Source organism: Vannielia sp. (genome assembly GCF_029212645.1).
GTDB lineage: Bacteria > Pseudomonadota > Alphaproteobacteria > Rhodobacterales > Rhodobacteraceae > Vannielia.
Genome location: NZ_JARGND010000006.1, coordinates 1 through 15,396 on the forward strand (window position 1 = coordinate 1; position 15,396 = coordinate 15,396).

The following is a 15,396-nucleotide window of genomic DNA, read 5'->3' on the forward strand; positions in this document are numbered from 1 at the left end:
GCCTGACCCACTCCAACGACACCACCGGCAAGGACAAGAAGGCCAACGGCTTCCGGCACTTCTTCAACGCCTATATGTCCGGTGCGGCTCTGGCCCCCGTGCTCGCTGCCCGCTACGGCACCGACCGCAAGGCCTATCACCTCACCGCCGATTACACCTGGGGCTGGACACAGGAAGAGTCGATCAAGGCATCAACCGAAGCCCTTGGTTGGGAAACCATCAACGCCGTGAAAACGCCGCTCGCCGCGACCGACTTCTCGTCCTATATCGCGCCCGTGCTGAACTCCGGTGCCGATGTGCTGGTGCTCAACCACTACGGTGGCAACATGGTGAACTCGCTCACCAACGCCGTGCAGTTCGGCTTGCTCGACAAGGAAGTGAACGGCAAGAAGTTCGAGATCGTCGTGCCGCTCTACTCGCGCCTGATGGCCCGTGGCGCTGGCGAGAACGTCAAGGGTATCCTTGGCTCGACCAACTGGCACTGGTCGCTTCAGGATGAAGCTTCCAAAACCTTCGTGAAGTCCTTCGGCACCAAATACGGCTTCCCGCCATCCCAGGCCGCGCACACCTGCTACGTGCAAACCCTGCTCTATGCGGATGCCGCCGAGCGCGCCGGAAGCTTCAACCCCTGCGCCATCGGCGAAGCCCTCTCGGACTTCGACTTTGACGGCATGGGCAACGGCCCAACCTCCTATCGCGGCGCAGACCACCAGTGCTTCAAGGATGTGCTGGTCGTGCAGGGTAAAGAAAACCCGACCTCCGAGTTTGACCTTCTCGAAGTGATCGAAGTGACCCCGGCCGCTCAGGTCACCTATGCGCCGGATCACCCGATGTTCGCCGGTGGCGACCTCGGCACCTGCAACGAAGGCGCCTGATCGCGCTTCGGGAAGCCGCTCCGGCGGCTTCCCACCCCCACGCCCCTTGGCGCAAAGAGGCCTGAGGCCCTTGGGGGGCAGCCCGGACAATACCTTGAAAGATAATACATAATCGGCCCATGCCGCGCGGCACCGCTTCGCGCGAACGGGCTTCCTGTAACCATAGCCGCTTAGGTGGGGATCATGGACGCCTTTCTACTGCAAATCCTCAACGGGCTCGACAAGGGCAGCGCCTATGCGCTCATTGCTCTCGGGCTCACTCTCATTTTCGGCACCCTCGGCGTGGTCAACTTCGCCCACGGTGCCCTGTTCATGATCGGGGCGTTTTGCGCCGTGACGCTCAGCCGTATCCTCGGGGCCTCCTACGAGGTGATCGACCCGACCAAAACAGATTTTCTGGGCAATCCCGCCAAGGTGCAGATGCCCTATGTGAACGACTGGTTCGGGCCCGTCGCTGGCCCCGCCCTGCAGGATTGGGCCGTGCCGCTGGCCATCCTCTTCTCCATCCCCGTGATGCTGCTGGTGGGCTGGATCATGGAGCGCGGGCTGATCAAGCACTTCTACAAACGCCCCCACGCCGACCAGATCCTGGTGACCTTCGGCCTCGCCATCACCCTTCAGGAAATCATCCGCAATTTTTACGGTGCCAACCCCATCCAAACCCCGGCCCCCGAAGCCTTCACCGGCTCGGTGGATTTTGGGGTCTGGCTCGGGTTTGCCGAAAACGCGATCATCTATCCCGAATGGCGCCTCGTCTACTTCGTCTTCGCCGGGATCGTGATCGCGGGGGTGTTTGCCTTCCTTCAGTTCACCACCTTCGGGATGGTCGTTCGCGCCGGTATGGCAGACCGTGAAACCGTGGGGCTGCTCGGCATCAACATCGACAAGAAGTTCACCATCATGTTCGGCATCGCTGCCGCCGTGGCGGGCCTTGCCGGGGTGATGTATGCACCTATCAACTCTCCCAATTACCACATGGGCATGGACTTTCTGGTGCTCTCCTTCGTGGTGGTCGTGGTCGGCGGCATGGGCTCTTTGCCCGGTGCCGTGCTGGCGGGCTTCCTCCTGGGCATCCTCGAAAGCTTCTTCTCGAACAGCTCGTTCAAGGGCTGGATCATCGAGAACCTCTACCTTGATGGCACCTTCCTGGCCTCGTTCATTCAAGGCATCGACCAGATCATCATCTACCTTGTCGCAATCGTTATCCTTCTGACCCGCCCGCGCGGTCTGATGGGTCGCAAAGGCGTGATGGAGGACTAATCACATGTTCGGACTTTCAAGCAAACATGACCGGACGATCCTGATCGTCGCAACGCTGTTCATGCTCCTCGCCCCGGTGATCTTCAACCTGTTCCCGGAAAACTCGGCCCTCGCCTTCTTCAACGGCGGCTACCCTGACCTGATGCAGCGGTTTGCGATCTTCGCGATCCTTGCGACCGGGTTCAACATCCTCTTCGGCCTCACCGGCTACCTCTCGTTTGGCCACGCGGCCTTCCTTGGGGTGGGCAGCTACTCGGCCGTGTGGATGTTCAAACTGCTGGGCTACAACGTGCTGCCCGCGATCCTGCTTTCGATCGTTGTCGCCGGGCTGTTCTCGGTGGTGATCGGCTACATCTCGCTGCGCCGCTCGGGGATCTACTTCTCGATCCTCACCCTCGCCTTCGCCGAAATGAGCTACCGCCTCGCCTACTCGGTGCTGACGCCGCTCACCAATGGTGAAACCGGCCTCCAGGTCTATAACAGTGACCCGCAGGTGCTGGCGGGCGCAAATTCACCAACCTCCCCACACCTCTTCGGGATCGAAATGAGCTCGGCCTTCGACATCAACCTCGGGCCTTGGCAGTTTACCTTCCCGGTGGGCTACTACCTCTGCGCGATCCTGATGCTGATCTCGTTTTACATCGCGATCCGCATCTTCCGCTCGCCCTTCGGGCTGATGCTGCGGGCCATCAAATCCAACCAGACCCGGATGACCTATACCGGCCTCAACCCCAAGCCCTACACCCTCGCGGCCTTCGTGATTTCGGGGATGTATGCGGGCCTCGCCGGTGGTCTCCTGGCCTCGATGGACCCGTTGACAGGTGCCGAGCGGATGCAGTGGACAGCCTCCGGCGAGGTGGTCATCATGACCGTCCTCGGCGGCGCGGGCACCCTTTTGGGGCCAATCCTCGGCGCGGGCGTCATCAAGTATCTTGAAAACGTGTTCTCCAAGATGAACGAAACCCTGCTCGAAACCTGGTTCGCCTTCCTGCCCGATTCACTGCAACACGCCGTGGTCTGGGTCCTGTCCAAGTTCACCGGCGAAGGCTGGCACCTCACCCTCGGCCTGATCTTCATGGTCGTGATCATCTTCCTGCCCGGTGGCCTCGTTGAAGGCGGCCAGCGTATCGGCAAGCGGTTCTCCAGGCGCAAATCGTCCGGCAACGACGACGACAATGCCGCCGCCTCTGAACCTGCTGAATAAGGAGAAAGACCAATGGGAATTCTCGAAGTCAAAGGCGTCAACAAGCGCTTCGGCGGCCTTCAGGCGCTGGGAGATGTCAATCTCTCGGTGCAGGAAAATACCGTCCACGCCATCATCGGCCCCAACGGGGCGGGCAAATCCACCCTGCTCAACTGCCTCGTCGGCAAGCTGATCCCCGATAGCGGATCGGTCAGCTTTGATGGCCAGTCGGTGCTGGGCCGCTCGCCCTTCGCGATCAATCAAATGGGGATTTCACGGGTGTTCCAGACACCCGAAATCTTCAGCGATCTCACCGTGCTCGAAAACGTCATGATCCCCTGTTTCGCGCGGCGCGACGGCACCTTCAAGCTGAACGGCATTCGCTCGGTGATGAGCCAGAACGACATGCGCGCCAAGGCAATGGCCATGCTGGAAGACGTGAACATGGCCGACAAGGCCACCATGCACGCCGCCGCCATGTCCCGCGGTGACAAGCGGCGCCTCGAAATGGCAATGTGCCTCGTGCAAGACCCCAAGATGCTCCTGCTCGATGAGCCAACCGCCGGCATGGCCCGCGCCGATACCAACAACACCATCGACCTGCTCAAGGAGATCAAGGAAAAGCGCAACATCACCATCGCCATCATCGAGCACGACATGCACGTCGTGTTCTCGCTGGCCGAGCGCATCACCGTGCTCGCCCAGGGCACACCGCTGGTGGAAGACACGCCGGAAAACATCAAGGGGCACCCGAAAGTTCAGGAAGCCTACCTTGGTGGCAACCACTAGGGCCGGAAAAGGAACCAATCAGATGAACGTCAAACCCGACTTTTCCAAGAACGCCAACCATGCGGCAACCGCCCCGGCCTATTTCTCGGTCTGGGATCTCGAGGCCTATTACGGCGAAAGCTACATCGTTCAGGGCATCAGCTTCAACGTCCATGAAGGCGAGATCCTCGCGCTTCTGGGCCGCAACGGCGCTGGAAAAACCTCAACCCTGCGCGCCCTCGCCCGGCTTGATTCCCCCATGGTGACCCATGGCGAAATCTGGCTAGACCACCAGCCGCTGCATGGCAAAAAGTCATATGAGGCCGCGATTGCCGGCATCTCGCTGGTGCCCGAAGATCGCCGCATCATCCCCGGCCTCACGGTGGAGGAAAACCTGAAACTGGCGCAGATCGTCGAGCCGGTCGGCTGGTCGCTGGAGCGCATCTACGAGCTGTTCCCCCGCCTCGGCGAGCGCCGCAGCCAGGAGGGCGTCACCCTCTCGGGCGGCGAGCAGCAAATGCTGGCCATCGCCCGCGCGCTGGCCCGTGACATCAAGGTGCTGCTGCTCGATGAGCCTTATGAAGGTCTTGCCCCGGTGATCGTTGACGAAATCGAGAAAACCCTGCGCATCATCAAGGAGCAGGGCATCACCACCGTGATCGTCGAGCAAAACGCCGTGCGCGCGCTTGAGCTTTCGGATCGCGCGGTGATCCTCGACACCGGAAAGATCGTGTTTGACGGCACCGCCGAAGAGGTGCTTGAAAATGAAAGCCTGCGGTCGGAATATCTCGCAATCTGACCGGGCCAAAATCAGGCACAGGACCAATGGAGGGCTGGCGTGCGAACCGGGCCAGCCCTACACACGACCCAAAGTCAAAGACCGGCCCCCAGCGGCGCATCCTACGTCCCGGGCCAAGAGGAGGACAGATGACCGACACACCCACCTACCCGCCCAGTGCAGACTTTGCCGCCAAGGCCCATGTCAACGAAGCCAAATATAACGAGATGTATGCCGCTTCGGTGAACGATCCCGAAGGCTTCTGGAAAGAGCAGGCCCGGCGCGTTGACTGGATGACCTTCCCGACCAAGATCAAGAACACCTCGTTCAAAAGCGATGACGTGTCGATCAAGTGGTTCGAAGACGGCGTGCTGAACGTCGCCGCCAACTGCATTGACCGCCACCTCGAAACCCGCGCCAACCAAACCGCCATCATCTTCGAGCCGGACGATCCCGAAACCCCGGCACGCCACATCACCTACCGTGAGCTTCACGAGAAGGTCTGCCGCATGGCCAACGTGCTGCTCTCGCAAGGGGTGATGCGCGGCGACCGCGTGGTGATCTATCTGCCCATGATCCCCGAAGCCGCCTTCGCCATGCTGGCCTGCGCGCGCATCGGCGCGATCCACTCCATCGTCTTTGCCGGGTTCTCGCCCGATGCGCTGGCCAACCGGATCAACGATAGCCAGGCCAAGCTCGTCATCACCGCCGATACCGCGCCCCGTGGCGGGCGGCGCACCGCGCTGAAATCCAACTGCGACGCCGCCCTGCTGCACTGCTCCGACAAGGTGCGCTGCCTCGTCATCAAGCACACCGGCGATCAAACCACCTGGATCGACGAGCGCGATGTGGATGTGCTGGCCCTGATGGAAACCGCCGCCCCCGATTGCCCGCCTCGCCCGATGAACGCCGAAGACCCGCTCTTCATCCTCTATACCTCCGGCTCCACTGGCAAGCCCAAGGGCGTGGTCCACACCACCGGCGGCTACCTCACCTATGCCGCGCTCACCCATGAGGTGTCGTTCGATTATCATGACGGGGATATCTACTGGTGCACCGCCGATGTGGGCTGGGTCACCGGCCACACCTATATCGTCTATGGTCCGCTGGCGAACGGCGCGACCACGCTGATGTTTGAAGGCGTGCCAACCTATCCAGATGCCGCGCGCTTCTGGCAGGTCGTCGAAAAGCACAAGGTGGCGCAGTTCTACGCCGCCCCCACCGCCCTGCGTGCCTTGATGGGCCAGGGCACCAAGTTCCCCGAAAGCTGCGATCTGTCGTCGCTCAAGCTGCTCGGCACCGTGGGTGAGCCAATCAACCCCGAAGCCTGGAACTGGTACAATGATGTGATCGGCAAGGGCAAATGCCCCATCGTCGATACCTGGTGGCAAACCGAAACCGGCGGCCACATGATGACCCCCCTGCCCGGCGCCCACGCCACAAAGCCCGGTGCCGCGATGAAACCCTTCTTCGGCGTGCAGCCCGTGGTGCTTGAGCCAACCACCGGCGAAGAGATCCACGACATCCCCACCGAAGGCGTGCTCGCCATCAAAGACAGCTGGCCCGGCCAGATGCGCACCATCTGGGGGGACCATGACCGTTTCGAGAAAACCTACTTCTCGGATTACAAAGGCTATTACTTCTCCGGTGACGGCTGCCGGGTAGACGGCGATGGCGATTACTGGATCACCGGCCGCGTCGATGACGTGATCAATGTATCCGGTCACCGCATGGGCACCGCCGAGGTCGAAAGCGCATTGGTGGCCCACGCCAAGGTCGCCGAAGCCGCCGTTGTGGGCTACCCGCATGACATCAAGGGCCAGGGCATCTACTGCTATGTCACCCTGATGAACGGCATCGAGCCCTCTGATGAGTTGAGCAAGGAGCTGCGCGCATGGGTGCGCACCGAAATCGGCCCCATCGCCACGCCCGATGTCATCCAATGGGCACCGGGCCTGCCAAAAACCCGCTCCGGCAAGATCATGCGCCGCATCCTGCGCAAGATCGCCGAAAACGACTACGGCGCATTGGGCGACACCTCCACCCTGGCCGACCCTTCGGTGGTGGACGACCTGATCGCCAACCGCGCCGGATAGCTCGTTTCCACCGGCTGTAGGGTGGGTGCCAACCCATCTCTCGCACCTAAAAAGGCCGGGCCTCCACGCCCGGCCTTTTTATGCGCTCCCCCCGGCTCTCGCGCCCCACCCCAAATCCCGTGGAACTTCCGGCACGACCATGGGTTGGTCTTTATGCAATGAAGGAGCGACCGATCATGCCCGATGAAAAAGACGTCCCCCACACAACCACAGATGCCGGAATTCGCGTTCAAAGTGATGAGCATTCGCTAACCGTCGGCCCCGATGGTCCGATCCTCTTGAACGACCATTACCTCCTCGAACAGATGGCCAACTTCAACCGCGAGCGCATCCCCGAGCGTCAGCCCCATGCCAAGGGCTCCGGTGCGTTTGGCCACTTCAAGGTCACCGAGGATGTCACCAAATACACCAAGGCCAGCGTCTTTCAGCCCGGCACCAAAACCGATGTGCTGATGCGCTTTTCCACCGTCGCCGGCGAGCGCGGCAGCCCCGACACATGGCGCGACCCCCGCGGCTTCTCGATAAAAATGTATACCGACGAAGGCAACTTCGACATGGTCGGCAACAACACCCCGATCTTCTTCGTCCGCGACCCGATGAAATTTCAGCACTTCATCCGCTCCCAGAAACGCCGCGCCGATAACGGCCTGCGCGATCATGACATGCAGTGGGATTTCTGGACCCTCTCCCCCGAAAGCGCCCACCAGGTCACCTACCTCATGGGGGATCGCGGCATCCCCAAAACCTGGCGCGAAATGAACGGCTATTCCAGCCACACCTACTCCCTGATCAATGCCTCGGGTGAGAAGTTCTGGGTCAAGTTCCACTTCCACACCGATCAGGGCGACGGCAACGCTCACTTCACCCAGGCCGAGGCTGACAAGATGGCTGGCATGGACGGCGATTATCACCGCCGTGACCTGTTTGATGCCATCGCAGGGGGCAATGCTCCAAGCTGGACCCTGAAATGGCAGATCATGCCCTACGAGGACGCCAAAACCTACCGCATTAACCCTTTCGATCTCACCAAGATCTGGCCGCACGCCGATTACCCGCTGATCGAAGTCGGCAAACTGGTGCTTGATCGCAACCCAACCGATTTTCACACCGAGATCGAACAAGCCGCCTTTGAACCCAATAACATGGTTCCGGGCGTCGGCCTGTCACCGGACAAGATGCTGCTGGCCCGTGGCTTTTCCTACACCGATGCTCACCGCGCCCGCCTCGGGGTGAACTACAAGCACATCCCGGTCAACGCGCCCCAATCCCCAACCCACAGCTACTCCAAGGATGGCGAAGGCCGGGTCGTGAACGCCACCGATCCGGTCTACGCTCCCAATTCCTACGGCGGCCCCGCCGCGCAGCCTCATCAGCACGAGGCCGGGCTCTGGCACACCGATGGTGAGATGGTCCGCGAGGCCTACACCCTGCGCCCCGACGATGATGATTGGAGCCAGGCGGGCGCGCTGGTTCGTGACGTGATGGACGAGGCCGCCCGAGGCCGTCTGGTCGACAATGTCACCGGCCACCTCTGCGATGGTGTCAGTGAAAAAGTGCTGGTGCGGGCCTTTGAATACTGGCGCAACATCGACCGCGAAACCGGCGACAAGATCGAAGCCGCCGTGCGCGAAAAGCTGGGCGGTGCATCCAAAGCACCGGGCCTTGCCTCCGCCAAAAGCATCAGCGGCTAAAGCCCGGACGAGACGACGAGAACACAAAAGGCGGGGCCATCGGCGCCGCCTTTTGCTCCCCAGCCCCCTCTCCAACACAGGCCCGCACCACCTCCCACATAGCCGCCCCCAAAGGCGCAACCGCCCCCTCTTGCACCCCGGCTCCCGTCCCTGACAGCCATTGCCGCAGCCATGCCGTCATAAAGCAATGCACCCAATTTTCCCCCATTTTCAGAGCCTTGAGCAACACCCTCACCGCCGGGAAACGTTTCATCCCACCGTTACAAAACCGTCGCGCCCCCGTTATGAAACCCGCCGACTTTGCGCGCGAAAGCGTTCATAACAGGGAATCCAACATGTCACTCAAACTGCTCGGCATGACGTCAATCATTGCGCTCACCGCAACACATGCTGAGGCTGAGATGAACTTCAATCGCATCAGCAGCTTTGCGACCTTTGCCAACAACGAAGATGCGACTGCGGAATCCTCCGCCGAAATCATCAGCGCATCCAGCGATGGCATGACGCTTGTTTATTCAGACAGCCCGCTTGGCGTGATCGGCATGATCGACATCACGGACCCATCCGCACCCGCCGCGAAAGGCACAATAAACGTGGGCGGCGAGCCAACAGCCGTGTCCGTTTCGGGCAATATCGCTATCGCAGGCGTGAACACCTCCAAAAGCTACACCGCCCCCTCCGGCATACTGAAAGCTTTCGATCTGAGCACTCTGCAAGAGGTCGCCGCCTGCGATCTGGGAGGCCAGCCCGACAGCACTGCAATTGCCCCCGACGGCAGCTTTATCGCCATTGCGATCGAAAACGAGCGTGATGAAGATCTGGGCGATGGCGGGCTTGGCCAAATGCCGGGCGGCTATGTTGTCACGGTTGGCCTCAACAATGGCATTCCCGCCTGTGACAGCATGGTCAAGATTGACGTCACCGGCTTGGCAGAGATCGGCGCCGACGATCCGGAGCCAGAGTTTGTGGACGTAAACGCCGACGGTGAAATCACTGTCACCATGCAGGAAAACAACCACATCGTGGTGATGACCCGCACCGGCGAAATCCTCAACCATTTCTCGGCGGGCTCCGTTGATCTCACCGGGATTGATGCCACCGACGAGCGCGGCGCGCTGTTGTTCACCGAAACCCAAAAGGGCCGCCTGCGTGAACCCGACGGCGTTCAGTGGATCGACGCGGATCACTTCGCAACCGCCAATGAGGGCGATATGGACGGCGGCGCGCGTGGCTGGACCATTTTCAACAAGGACGGAACCGAAGTTTTTGAGGCAGGCACCAGCTTTGAACATGCCATCGTGCAGCATGGCCACTACCCCGACAAACGCTCAGATTCCAAAGGTGCCGAGCCCGAAGGCATGGAGTTCGCCATTTTTGACGGCACGCCCTACGCCTTTATTCTGGCAGAACGCGCCTCACTGGTCGGGGTTTACGATGTCACCGACCCGCGTGCGCCGACCCTTGTGCAAGTGCTCCCCTCCGGTATCGCGCCAGAAGGGGCCATCGCGATCCCCTCGCGCGGCCTGTTCATCACCGCAAACGAGGCTGACCTGATCGAGGACGGCGGCGTGCGCAGCCATGTGATGATTTATGAGTATCAGGACGCCCCCGCAGCCTATCCGCAGCTTACCTCTGCAGGTGCGGATGATTTGATCGGCTGGGGCGCGATTTCGGGCATGGTCGCGGGCGAAAACGGCCTGGTTTACGCCGTCAACGACAGCTTTTACGGCTACCAGCCAACGATTTTCACCATCGACACAGCCGTTTCCCCGGCGCAAATCACCTCGGCCCTGCCGGTCACACGGGGGGGCTTTGCCGCGCAAAAGCTCGACCTTGAAGGTATCACGCTGGACGGTGAAGGCGGCTTTTGGCTCGCCTCCGAAGGCCGCACAGACCGCATGGTCCCCCACGGGATCTACCACGTAAATGCGAAGGGTGAGATCACGGAAGAAATCAGCCTCCCCGCCGCGCTCTTGGCGGTTGAGCGGCGTTTCGGGTTTGAAGGCATCACCCTGATCGACGGAACACTCTGGATGGCCGTTCAGCGCGAATGGGCAGACGATCCGGCGGATCATGTCAAACTGATCGCCTACAACATCGAGTCCGGTGAATGGGGCGCGGTTCTCTACCCCAAAACAGCGGCTGACAAGGGATGGGTCGGGCTTTCCGAAATCGTGAGCCACGCGGGCGATGTTTATGTCATCGAACGCGATAACCAGATCGGCGACAAGGCCAAGATCAAAATGGTCTACCGCATTTCCGGCGACCAAATGGTGCCCTCGGCCCTTGGTAGCGATCTCCCGGTGGTGGAGAAGGAAGCGGTTTACGATCTGATCCCGGATCTGCAATCCGGCAACGGCTATGTCGTGGACAAAATCGAAGGTCTGGCAATTTTCCCCGATGGCACAGCTTGGGTCAGCACCGACAACGATGGTGTTGATGACAGCTCGGGCGAAACGTTCTTCTGGACCATCGGCAAACTCTAAGCCAACCCGGTTTCAAGATTTCGGCGCGCAGCCCCCTGCGCGCCGATTGCGTTTTCAAAGCGGCCCTCGCAGCACGCCGCCCAAAGCCCCTACTGCGCGTTAAACACAAACAGCCCCTCGCCGCCGATCTCATAGCCATCAATCAGCGCTTTGGCGCGGGGGGATACCAACCAGCCCTCCAACTTCTCCGCAAGCTCGGCCTTCACATGCCCATGGCGCGCCGGGTTCACGGGGATGTAGGCATATTGGTTGAACAGCGCCGGATCGCCCGCATATAGCAGCGCCAACCCGCCCTTGTTGCCAAAGTTCAGCCAGCTCGCCCGGTCCGAAAGCACATAGCCCCCCATCCCCGACGCGGTGTTGAGCGCCGCCCCCATGCCCGCGCCCACCGCCTTGTACCACGCGCCAAAGCGCTCCGGTTCCAACCCGGCGGCGCGCCAGAGCGACAGCTCCTTCTTGTGGGTGCCGCTGTCATCCCCGCGGCTGACAAAATCCGCCTTCGCGCCCTCGATCCGTTGCAGCGCCCCTGCGGCGCTTTCAGCCTCGCCCACCCCGGCAGGGTCGCCAGCAGGGCCGATCACAACGAAATCGTTATACATGATCTCCCGGCGGTGGGTGCCGTAACCCGCTTCCACAAAGGCCTCCTCCGCCGCCTTGGCGTGGACCAGTATCGCATCCACATCGCCCGCCTCTCCCAGCTTCAAGGCCTGCCCGGTGCCCACCACCAAAAGCTGCACCTCAAGCCCCAAGTCATCGCTGATCTCGGGCAGCAGCACATCAGCCAACCCCGAGTTGTGAAAGGAGGTTGTCACCGCCATGCGCATCACATCTTCGGCCTGCGCAACACCCGCCGCCCACACCACGGCCACCGCCGCCAACACCCGCTTCATCATATGATATCTCCTCGCAAGAAAGCCTGTGCCTCTGCCGTTTCCGGCCCTTCAAAAAACCCCTGCGCCGGGCTGCGCTCCCGCACCCGCCCGGCCAGCAAAAACAACACCTCATCGCCCAGCCGCCGCGCCTGCCCCATGTCATGCGTGGCCATCACCAGCGCTGTGCCGCCTGCCTTGGCCTCGCTCAATATGGCCTCGATATCGCGGGTTGCAGCCCCATCAAGCGCAGCGCATGGCTCATCCAAAAACAACACCTCCGGCCCAATGATCAACGCCCGCGCCAGGGCCAGCTTCTGGCGTTCCCCGCCAGACAGCACCGGCGCCTGCCGCCCCAGCATCGCGCCCAAGCCCACCCGCTCAGCCCAGACCCTTGCCTTCGCGCGCGCCTCGCCCCGCGCCACCCCGCGCGCGCGCAGCGGATAGGCAAGGTTCTCCTCAACCGAGCGACGCAGCATCACCGGCTGCTGAAACACAAACGCCTGCCGCTGGCGCGCCTCTGCCTCGCCACAGCCCCAGCGCAAAGACCCACCCGTCAACCGCGCCGTGCCATGCATCAGCCGCAGGAGCGAGGTCTTGCCCGCCCCGTTCGGACCAATCACCACCGTGCAGCCCGCCCCCTCAAGGCGCACATCCACCGGCCCCACCAGCCGCTGGCCACGCCGCGCGGTTTCGGCAGCTTTCAACTCCAGCGGAAACAACGCCCTCACCAGCGCCCCTCCCGTTCGGTGCGGCTCAGGCTGTGGATCGCAAGGTTCACCGCAATCGCAAGGCCGATCAGCACAAAGCCCAGCGCCAGCGCCAGCGCAAAATCCCCCTTGCCGGTTTCCAGCGCGATCGCCGTCGTCAGCACCCGTGTCGCGTGATCAATATTGCCTCCCACGATCATGATCGCCCCCACCTCGCCAATCGCCCGCCCAAAGCCCGCCAGCGCCGCCGTCAACAGCGCCCGCCGCGCATCCCAAAGCAGGGTGCGCATCTTCTGGCCCTGGCTCACATTCATCGAGATCAGCAGATCATGGTATTCATGCCAAAGATCGCGCAGCGACTGATGCGCAATCGAGGCCACCAGCGGCACGATAATGGTAACCTGCGCAATCACCATCGCCGTGGGGGTAAACAGCAGCCCAAGCACCCCAAACGGCCCCGAACGGGACAGCAGGATATAAACCAGCAACCCCACCACCACCGGCGGCAGGCCCATCAAGGCATTGAGCAGCGCAATCACCGCCCGCCTGTAGCGAAACCGTTTGACCGCGAGGAAAGCCGCAAGCGGCATGGCGATGACAGAGGCAATCGCAAGCGCGCTCAGCGTCACCCGCAGGGAGCGCGCGGAAATCTCCACCAGTGCCGCGTCCAGCGTCACCACCAGCCAGAAGGCCTGCACCAACCCGTCCCAGAGATCGACCATCCGCGGGCCTCCCCCCTTGCCGCTCCTGTGGTAAACCTGTCAGAGGATCCCGGCCAGCGCCAGACCCACCTGCGCCTAGGCCAGTTGCTTGTGGCACCAGCCCAGCACCGCCTGCACATCGGCAGGCAAGGCCTCAGCCATGCCATCGGCAAAGCTTTCGAACCCGGCCAGACTGCCCCGCGCCACCGCCGCCAGCACCGGCACATCCCGCGCCAGCGCCTCGCCGATCAGCGGGCGAAAGCCTCGGCCATCCGCCTCTTGCTTGCCAAATTTGTTGATGATCATTAGCTGCGCGCCGCCCTCCAGCGCCGCGTTCGCAAGGCCCACCACCTGCTCCAGCCCATCCGGGTCCAGCCGGCAGCCCTCAGACAAGGCACCAAGGTCCTGGCTGATACGAACAACCTCGCCGCCCGCCAGCACGTGCAAATCCATGTGGCAGTGGTTTTCGGGGGCGGTCTCAAGGTTCACCTGCACCGCGCCCGCCAGCTTTACGCCCTCGGCCCGCAGCGCCTTGGCCACCTCTCGCAAGAGCGCATCCGACGCCCCCCGCCCCTCTGCCATGACATATCCCAACATGGCCAAATTCATGCGCCCCGCCCTCGCCGCCGTCAAGGCCCGCCGCCTGATTTGCCGGCCCGAACCCGGCGCAAATGTCCCATCCTTTCCGGGCGCTGCGTTAACCATCGAGTCACTTTTGGAGCGGCCGTTAACACCTTGGAGAGATGTGTGAAGATATCGTGTCTGTGTGGGGTCCCCTCAGGACAAAGGAGCGACGATATGAGCACCGTAAGGCTCGATGCAAACACCCAATCGCAGGCAGCCCTGGCCCTGCCCGCGCAAATCCTTGCCGCACGCCAGCAGCAAAACAGCGTCTCCCCGCAGGAGACAGATATTCGACCACCCGAAAGGGTTGAACCGGCTGAAAAGGCCCGGATGGACATGAAGCAAGGCGAATACGTCAACCACGATGGCGAGCGCCGTCCGCCTCCACCGCTCAAGGAATACGCCCGTATTCCCACCAAGGTCACCGCCGAGATCCTGCGCTTGCAGGAAGAAGCCCTGCAAAAGGCCGATGAAGCGCACCGGGCCGAGGCCAAGGCCGAAACCGCCCGCACCGCCGCCGCCCATGCCGAAGCCGCCGCCGCCAATGCGCGCACGGCTCCAACCGGCCCCAGCGAGGCCCCCGCGCCTGAGGTGGCACCGCAGATCACCCAGGCCGAGGCGCCCCCCCAGCCCAGCCCCGCCAGCACCGGCTACGCCAATGATCTGGTGGCGATCAGTGACACCGCCGAAAGCCGCGTCAACCTGCAAGCCTGAACCACGCCCCTTTTCCCGGTGTCGCGCTTGCTCACCAAGGCCGATTCCCGGCCCCAAAGCGCATGGTTCTATCTTGCCTGACCCCTCCGCTCTGCTAAACTTCTCCCACAATTGATTATTTAAAACTTGATTCAATCACGAGGTTATCCGCATGGCCGCCCCTGACTGGCTCCAGCACATCCAATGGTCCAAACCGCATCGGCTTTCCGAGCTTATGGCCGATATGTCGAAAATCCCTGACTACCAGGGCTTTTACGCCTTCAACGAAGATCCCGGCCCCCTCCAGGTGGGCCGTGTCCTCTACATCGGTGAAACTGGCCAAGCCGGCGGGTTGCGCTCCCGCCTGCGCACCTATCTCCACGCCGATCCGGAGAACGCCAGCATCAAGCACTCCGGCGCGATCTGGATTCACAACCACCGTCTCTACGAAACCTCCAACGATCAGATCTACCTGCGCTGGTCCGGCTGGGAGAGTGACAAACGCACCCGCATGGATATCGAAACCGGCCTCATGCAGTATTATCAGGCCTGGTATAACAAGCGGCAGATGAAAAAAGACATCGACCTCGAAACCATCTGACCCGCTCCCGATACCCCACAAAAAAAGCCCGGCAGGTTTCCCCGCCGGGCCTTCTTTCTTA

14 protein-coding genes are annotated in these 15,396 nt (G+C 61.8%); 10 read left to right on the forward strand and 4 right to left on the reverse strand.

The window, feature by feature from the left end; all coding sequences use genetic code 11:
* From P1U55_RS03175 to P1U55_RS03210, 8 genes are all read left to right on the forward strand, one after another.
* Positions 1-875: ABC transporter substrate-binding protein (locus P1U55_RS03175; protein ID WP_301046047.1), on the forward strand; the 875-nt coding region annotated here is incomplete at its 5' end.
* A 183-nt stretch (positions 876-1,058) separates the two neighbouring features.
* Positions 1,059-2,135, forward strand: a complete 1,077-nt coding sequence (locus P1U55_RS03180; RefSeq protein ID WP_301046048.1) for a branched-chain amino acid ABC transporter permease — start codon at positions 1,059-1,061, stop codon at positions 2,133-2,135.
* A gap of 4 nt (positions 2,136-2,139) precedes the next feature.
* Positions 2,140-3,339: a branched-chain amino acid ABC transporter permease gene (locus P1U55_RS03185; protein WP_301046049.1), complete on the forward strand. Its 1,200-nt coding sequence runs from the start codon at positions 2,140-2,142 to the stop codon at positions 3,337-3,339.
* Between the two features lie 12 nt (positions 3,340-3,351).
* Positions 3,352-4,107 carry an ABC transporter ATP-binding protein gene (locus tag P1U55_RS03190; RefSeq protein WP_301046050.1) on the forward strand — a complete coding sequence of 252 codons (756 nt, stop codon included), beginning with the start codon at positions 3,352-3,354 and terminating at the stop codon, positions 4,105-4,107.
* Between the two features lie 22 nt (positions 4,108-4,129).
* Complete coding sequence (locus tag P1U55_RS03195; protein ID WP_301046051.1) at positions 4,130-4,885, forward strand: ABC transporter ATP-binding protein; 756 nt, start codon at positions 4,130-4,132, stop codon at positions 4,883-4,885.
* 128 nt (positions 4,886-5,013) lie between these two features.
* Positions 5,014-6,960, forward strand: a complete 1,947-nt coding sequence (acs, locus tag P1U55_RS03200; protein WP_301046052.1) for an acetate--CoA ligase — start codon at positions 5,014-5,016, stop codon at positions 6,958-6,960.
* Between the two features lie 176 nt (positions 6,961-7,136).
* On the forward strand, positions 7,137-8,651 hold the full coding sequence (locus P1U55_RS03205) for a catalase (protein WP_301046053.1): 1,515 nt from the start codon (positions 7,137-7,139) through the stop codon (positions 8,649-8,651).
* A 335-nt stretch (positions 8,652-8,986) separates the two neighbouring features.
* The gene (locus tag P1U55_RS03210) at positions 8,987-11,137 is read left to right on the forward strand and encodes an esterase-like activity of phytase family protein (protein ID WP_301046054.1); all 2,151 of its coding nucleotides are present in this window, start codon (positions 8,987-8,989) and stop codon (positions 11,135-11,137) included.
* An 89-nt stretch (positions 11,138-11,226) separates the two neighbouring features.
* On the opposite strand, the gene P1U55_RS03215 is transcribed toward P1U55_RS03210, so the two are convergent.
* The 4 genes from P1U55_RS03215 to P1U55_RS03230 all read right to left on the reverse strand — a co-directional run bounded on the left by P1U55_RS03215 (position 11,227) and on the right by P1U55_RS03230 (position 14,014).
* On the reverse strand, positions 11,227-12,030 hold the full coding sequence (locus tag P1U55_RS03215) for a substrate-binding domain-containing protein (protein WP_301046055.1): 804 nt from the start codon (positions 12,028-12,030) through the stop codon (positions 11,227-11,229).
* Positions 12,027-12,737, reverse strand: a complete 711-nt coding sequence (locus tag P1U55_RS03220; protein ID WP_301046056.1) for an ATP-binding cassette domain-containing protein — start codon at positions 12,735-12,737, stop codon at positions 12,027-12,029. The genes P1U55_RS03215 and P1U55_RS03220 overlap by 4 nt, the downstream gene beginning before the upstream one ends.
* Positions 12,734-13,438, reverse strand: coding sequence for an ABC transporter permease (locus P1U55_RS03225; RefSeq protein ID WP_301046057.1), 705 nt, complete (start codon positions 13,436-13,438; stop codon positions 12,734-12,736). Before P1U55_RS03225 ends, P1U55_RS03220 begins: the two co-directional genes overlap by 4 nt.
* Positions 13,439-13,513: 75 nt before the next feature.
* Positions 13,514-14,014, reverse strand: coding sequence for a DUF2478 domain-containing protein (locus P1U55_RS03230; RefSeq protein WP_301046058.1), 501 nt, complete (start codon positions 14,012-14,014; stop codon positions 13,514-13,516).
* 201 nt (positions 14,015-14,215) lie between these two features.
* On the opposite strand from P1U55_RS03230, the gene P1U55_RS03235 reads away from it, so the two are divergent.
* Together P1U55_RS03235 and P1U55_RS03240 are read left to right on the forward strand one after the other, a co-directional pair.
* The gene (locus tag P1U55_RS03235) at positions 14,216-14,755 is read left to right on the forward strand and encodes a hypothetical protein (protein ID WP_301046059.1); all 540 of its coding nucleotides are present in this window, start codon (positions 14,216-14,218) and stop codon (positions 14,753-14,755) included.
* 151 nt (positions 14,756-14,906) lie between these two features.
* Entirely contained in the window at positions 14,907-15,335 is a 429-nt protein-coding gene (locus P1U55_RS03240) for a hypothetical protein (protein WP_301046060.1), read from the forward strand.
* Positions 15,336-15,396: the final 61 nt, after the last annotated feature.

What these genes read in the sequence shown, in the direction of transcription:
- P1U55_RS03180 (WP_301046048.1), top strand. Translation starts at nt 1,059, where the DNA reads ATGGACGCCTTTCTACTGCAAATCCTCAACGGGCTCGACAAGGGCAGC.
- P1U55_RS03185 (WP_301046049.1), top strand. Translation starts at nt 2,140, where the DNA reads ATGTTCGGACTTTCAAGCAAACATGACCGGACGATCCTGATCGTCGCA.
- P1U55_RS03190 (WP_301046050.1), top strand. Translation starts at nt 3,352, where the DNA reads ATGGGAATTCTCGAAGTCAAAGGCGTCAACAAGCGCTTCGGCGGCCTT.
- P1U55_RS03195 (WP_301046051.1), top strand. Translation starts at nt 4,130, where the DNA reads ATGAACGTCAAACCCGACTTTTCCAAGAACGCCAACCATGCGGCAACC.
- acs (WP_301046052.1), top strand. Translation starts at nt 5,014, where the DNA reads ATGACCGACACACCCACCTACCCGCCCAGTGCAGACTTTGCCGCCAAG.
- P1U55_RS03205 (WP_301046053.1), top strand. Translation starts at nt 7,137, where the DNA reads ATGCCCGATGAAAAAGACGTCCCCCACACAACCACAGATGCCGGAATT.
- P1U55_RS03210 (WP_301046054.1), top strand. Translation starts at nt 8,987, where the DNA reads ATGTCACTCAAACTGCTCGGCATGACGTCAATCATTGCGCTCACCGCA.
- P1U55_RS03215 (WP_301046055.1), bottom strand. Translation starts at nt 12,030, where the DNA reads ATGATGAAGCGGGTGTTGGCGGCGGTGGCCGTGGTGTGGGCGGCGGGT.
- P1U55_RS03225 (WP_301046057.1), bottom strand. Translation starts at nt 13,438, where the DNA reads ATGGTCGATCTCTGGGACGGGTTGGTGCAGGCCTTCTGGCTGGTGGTG.
- P1U55_RS03230 (WP_301046058.1), bottom strand. Translation starts at nt 14,014, where the DNA reads ATGTTGGGATATGTCATGGCAGAGGGGCGGGGGGCGTCGGATGCGCTC.
- P1U55_RS03235 (WP_301046059.1), top strand. Translation starts at nt 14,216, where the DNA reads ATGAGCACCGTAAGGCTCGATGCAAACACCCAATCGCAGGCAGCCCTG.
- P1U55_RS03240 (WP_301046060.1), top strand. Translation starts at nt 14,907, where the DNA reads ATGGCCGCCCCTGACTGGCTCCAGCACATCCAATGGTCCAAACCGCAT.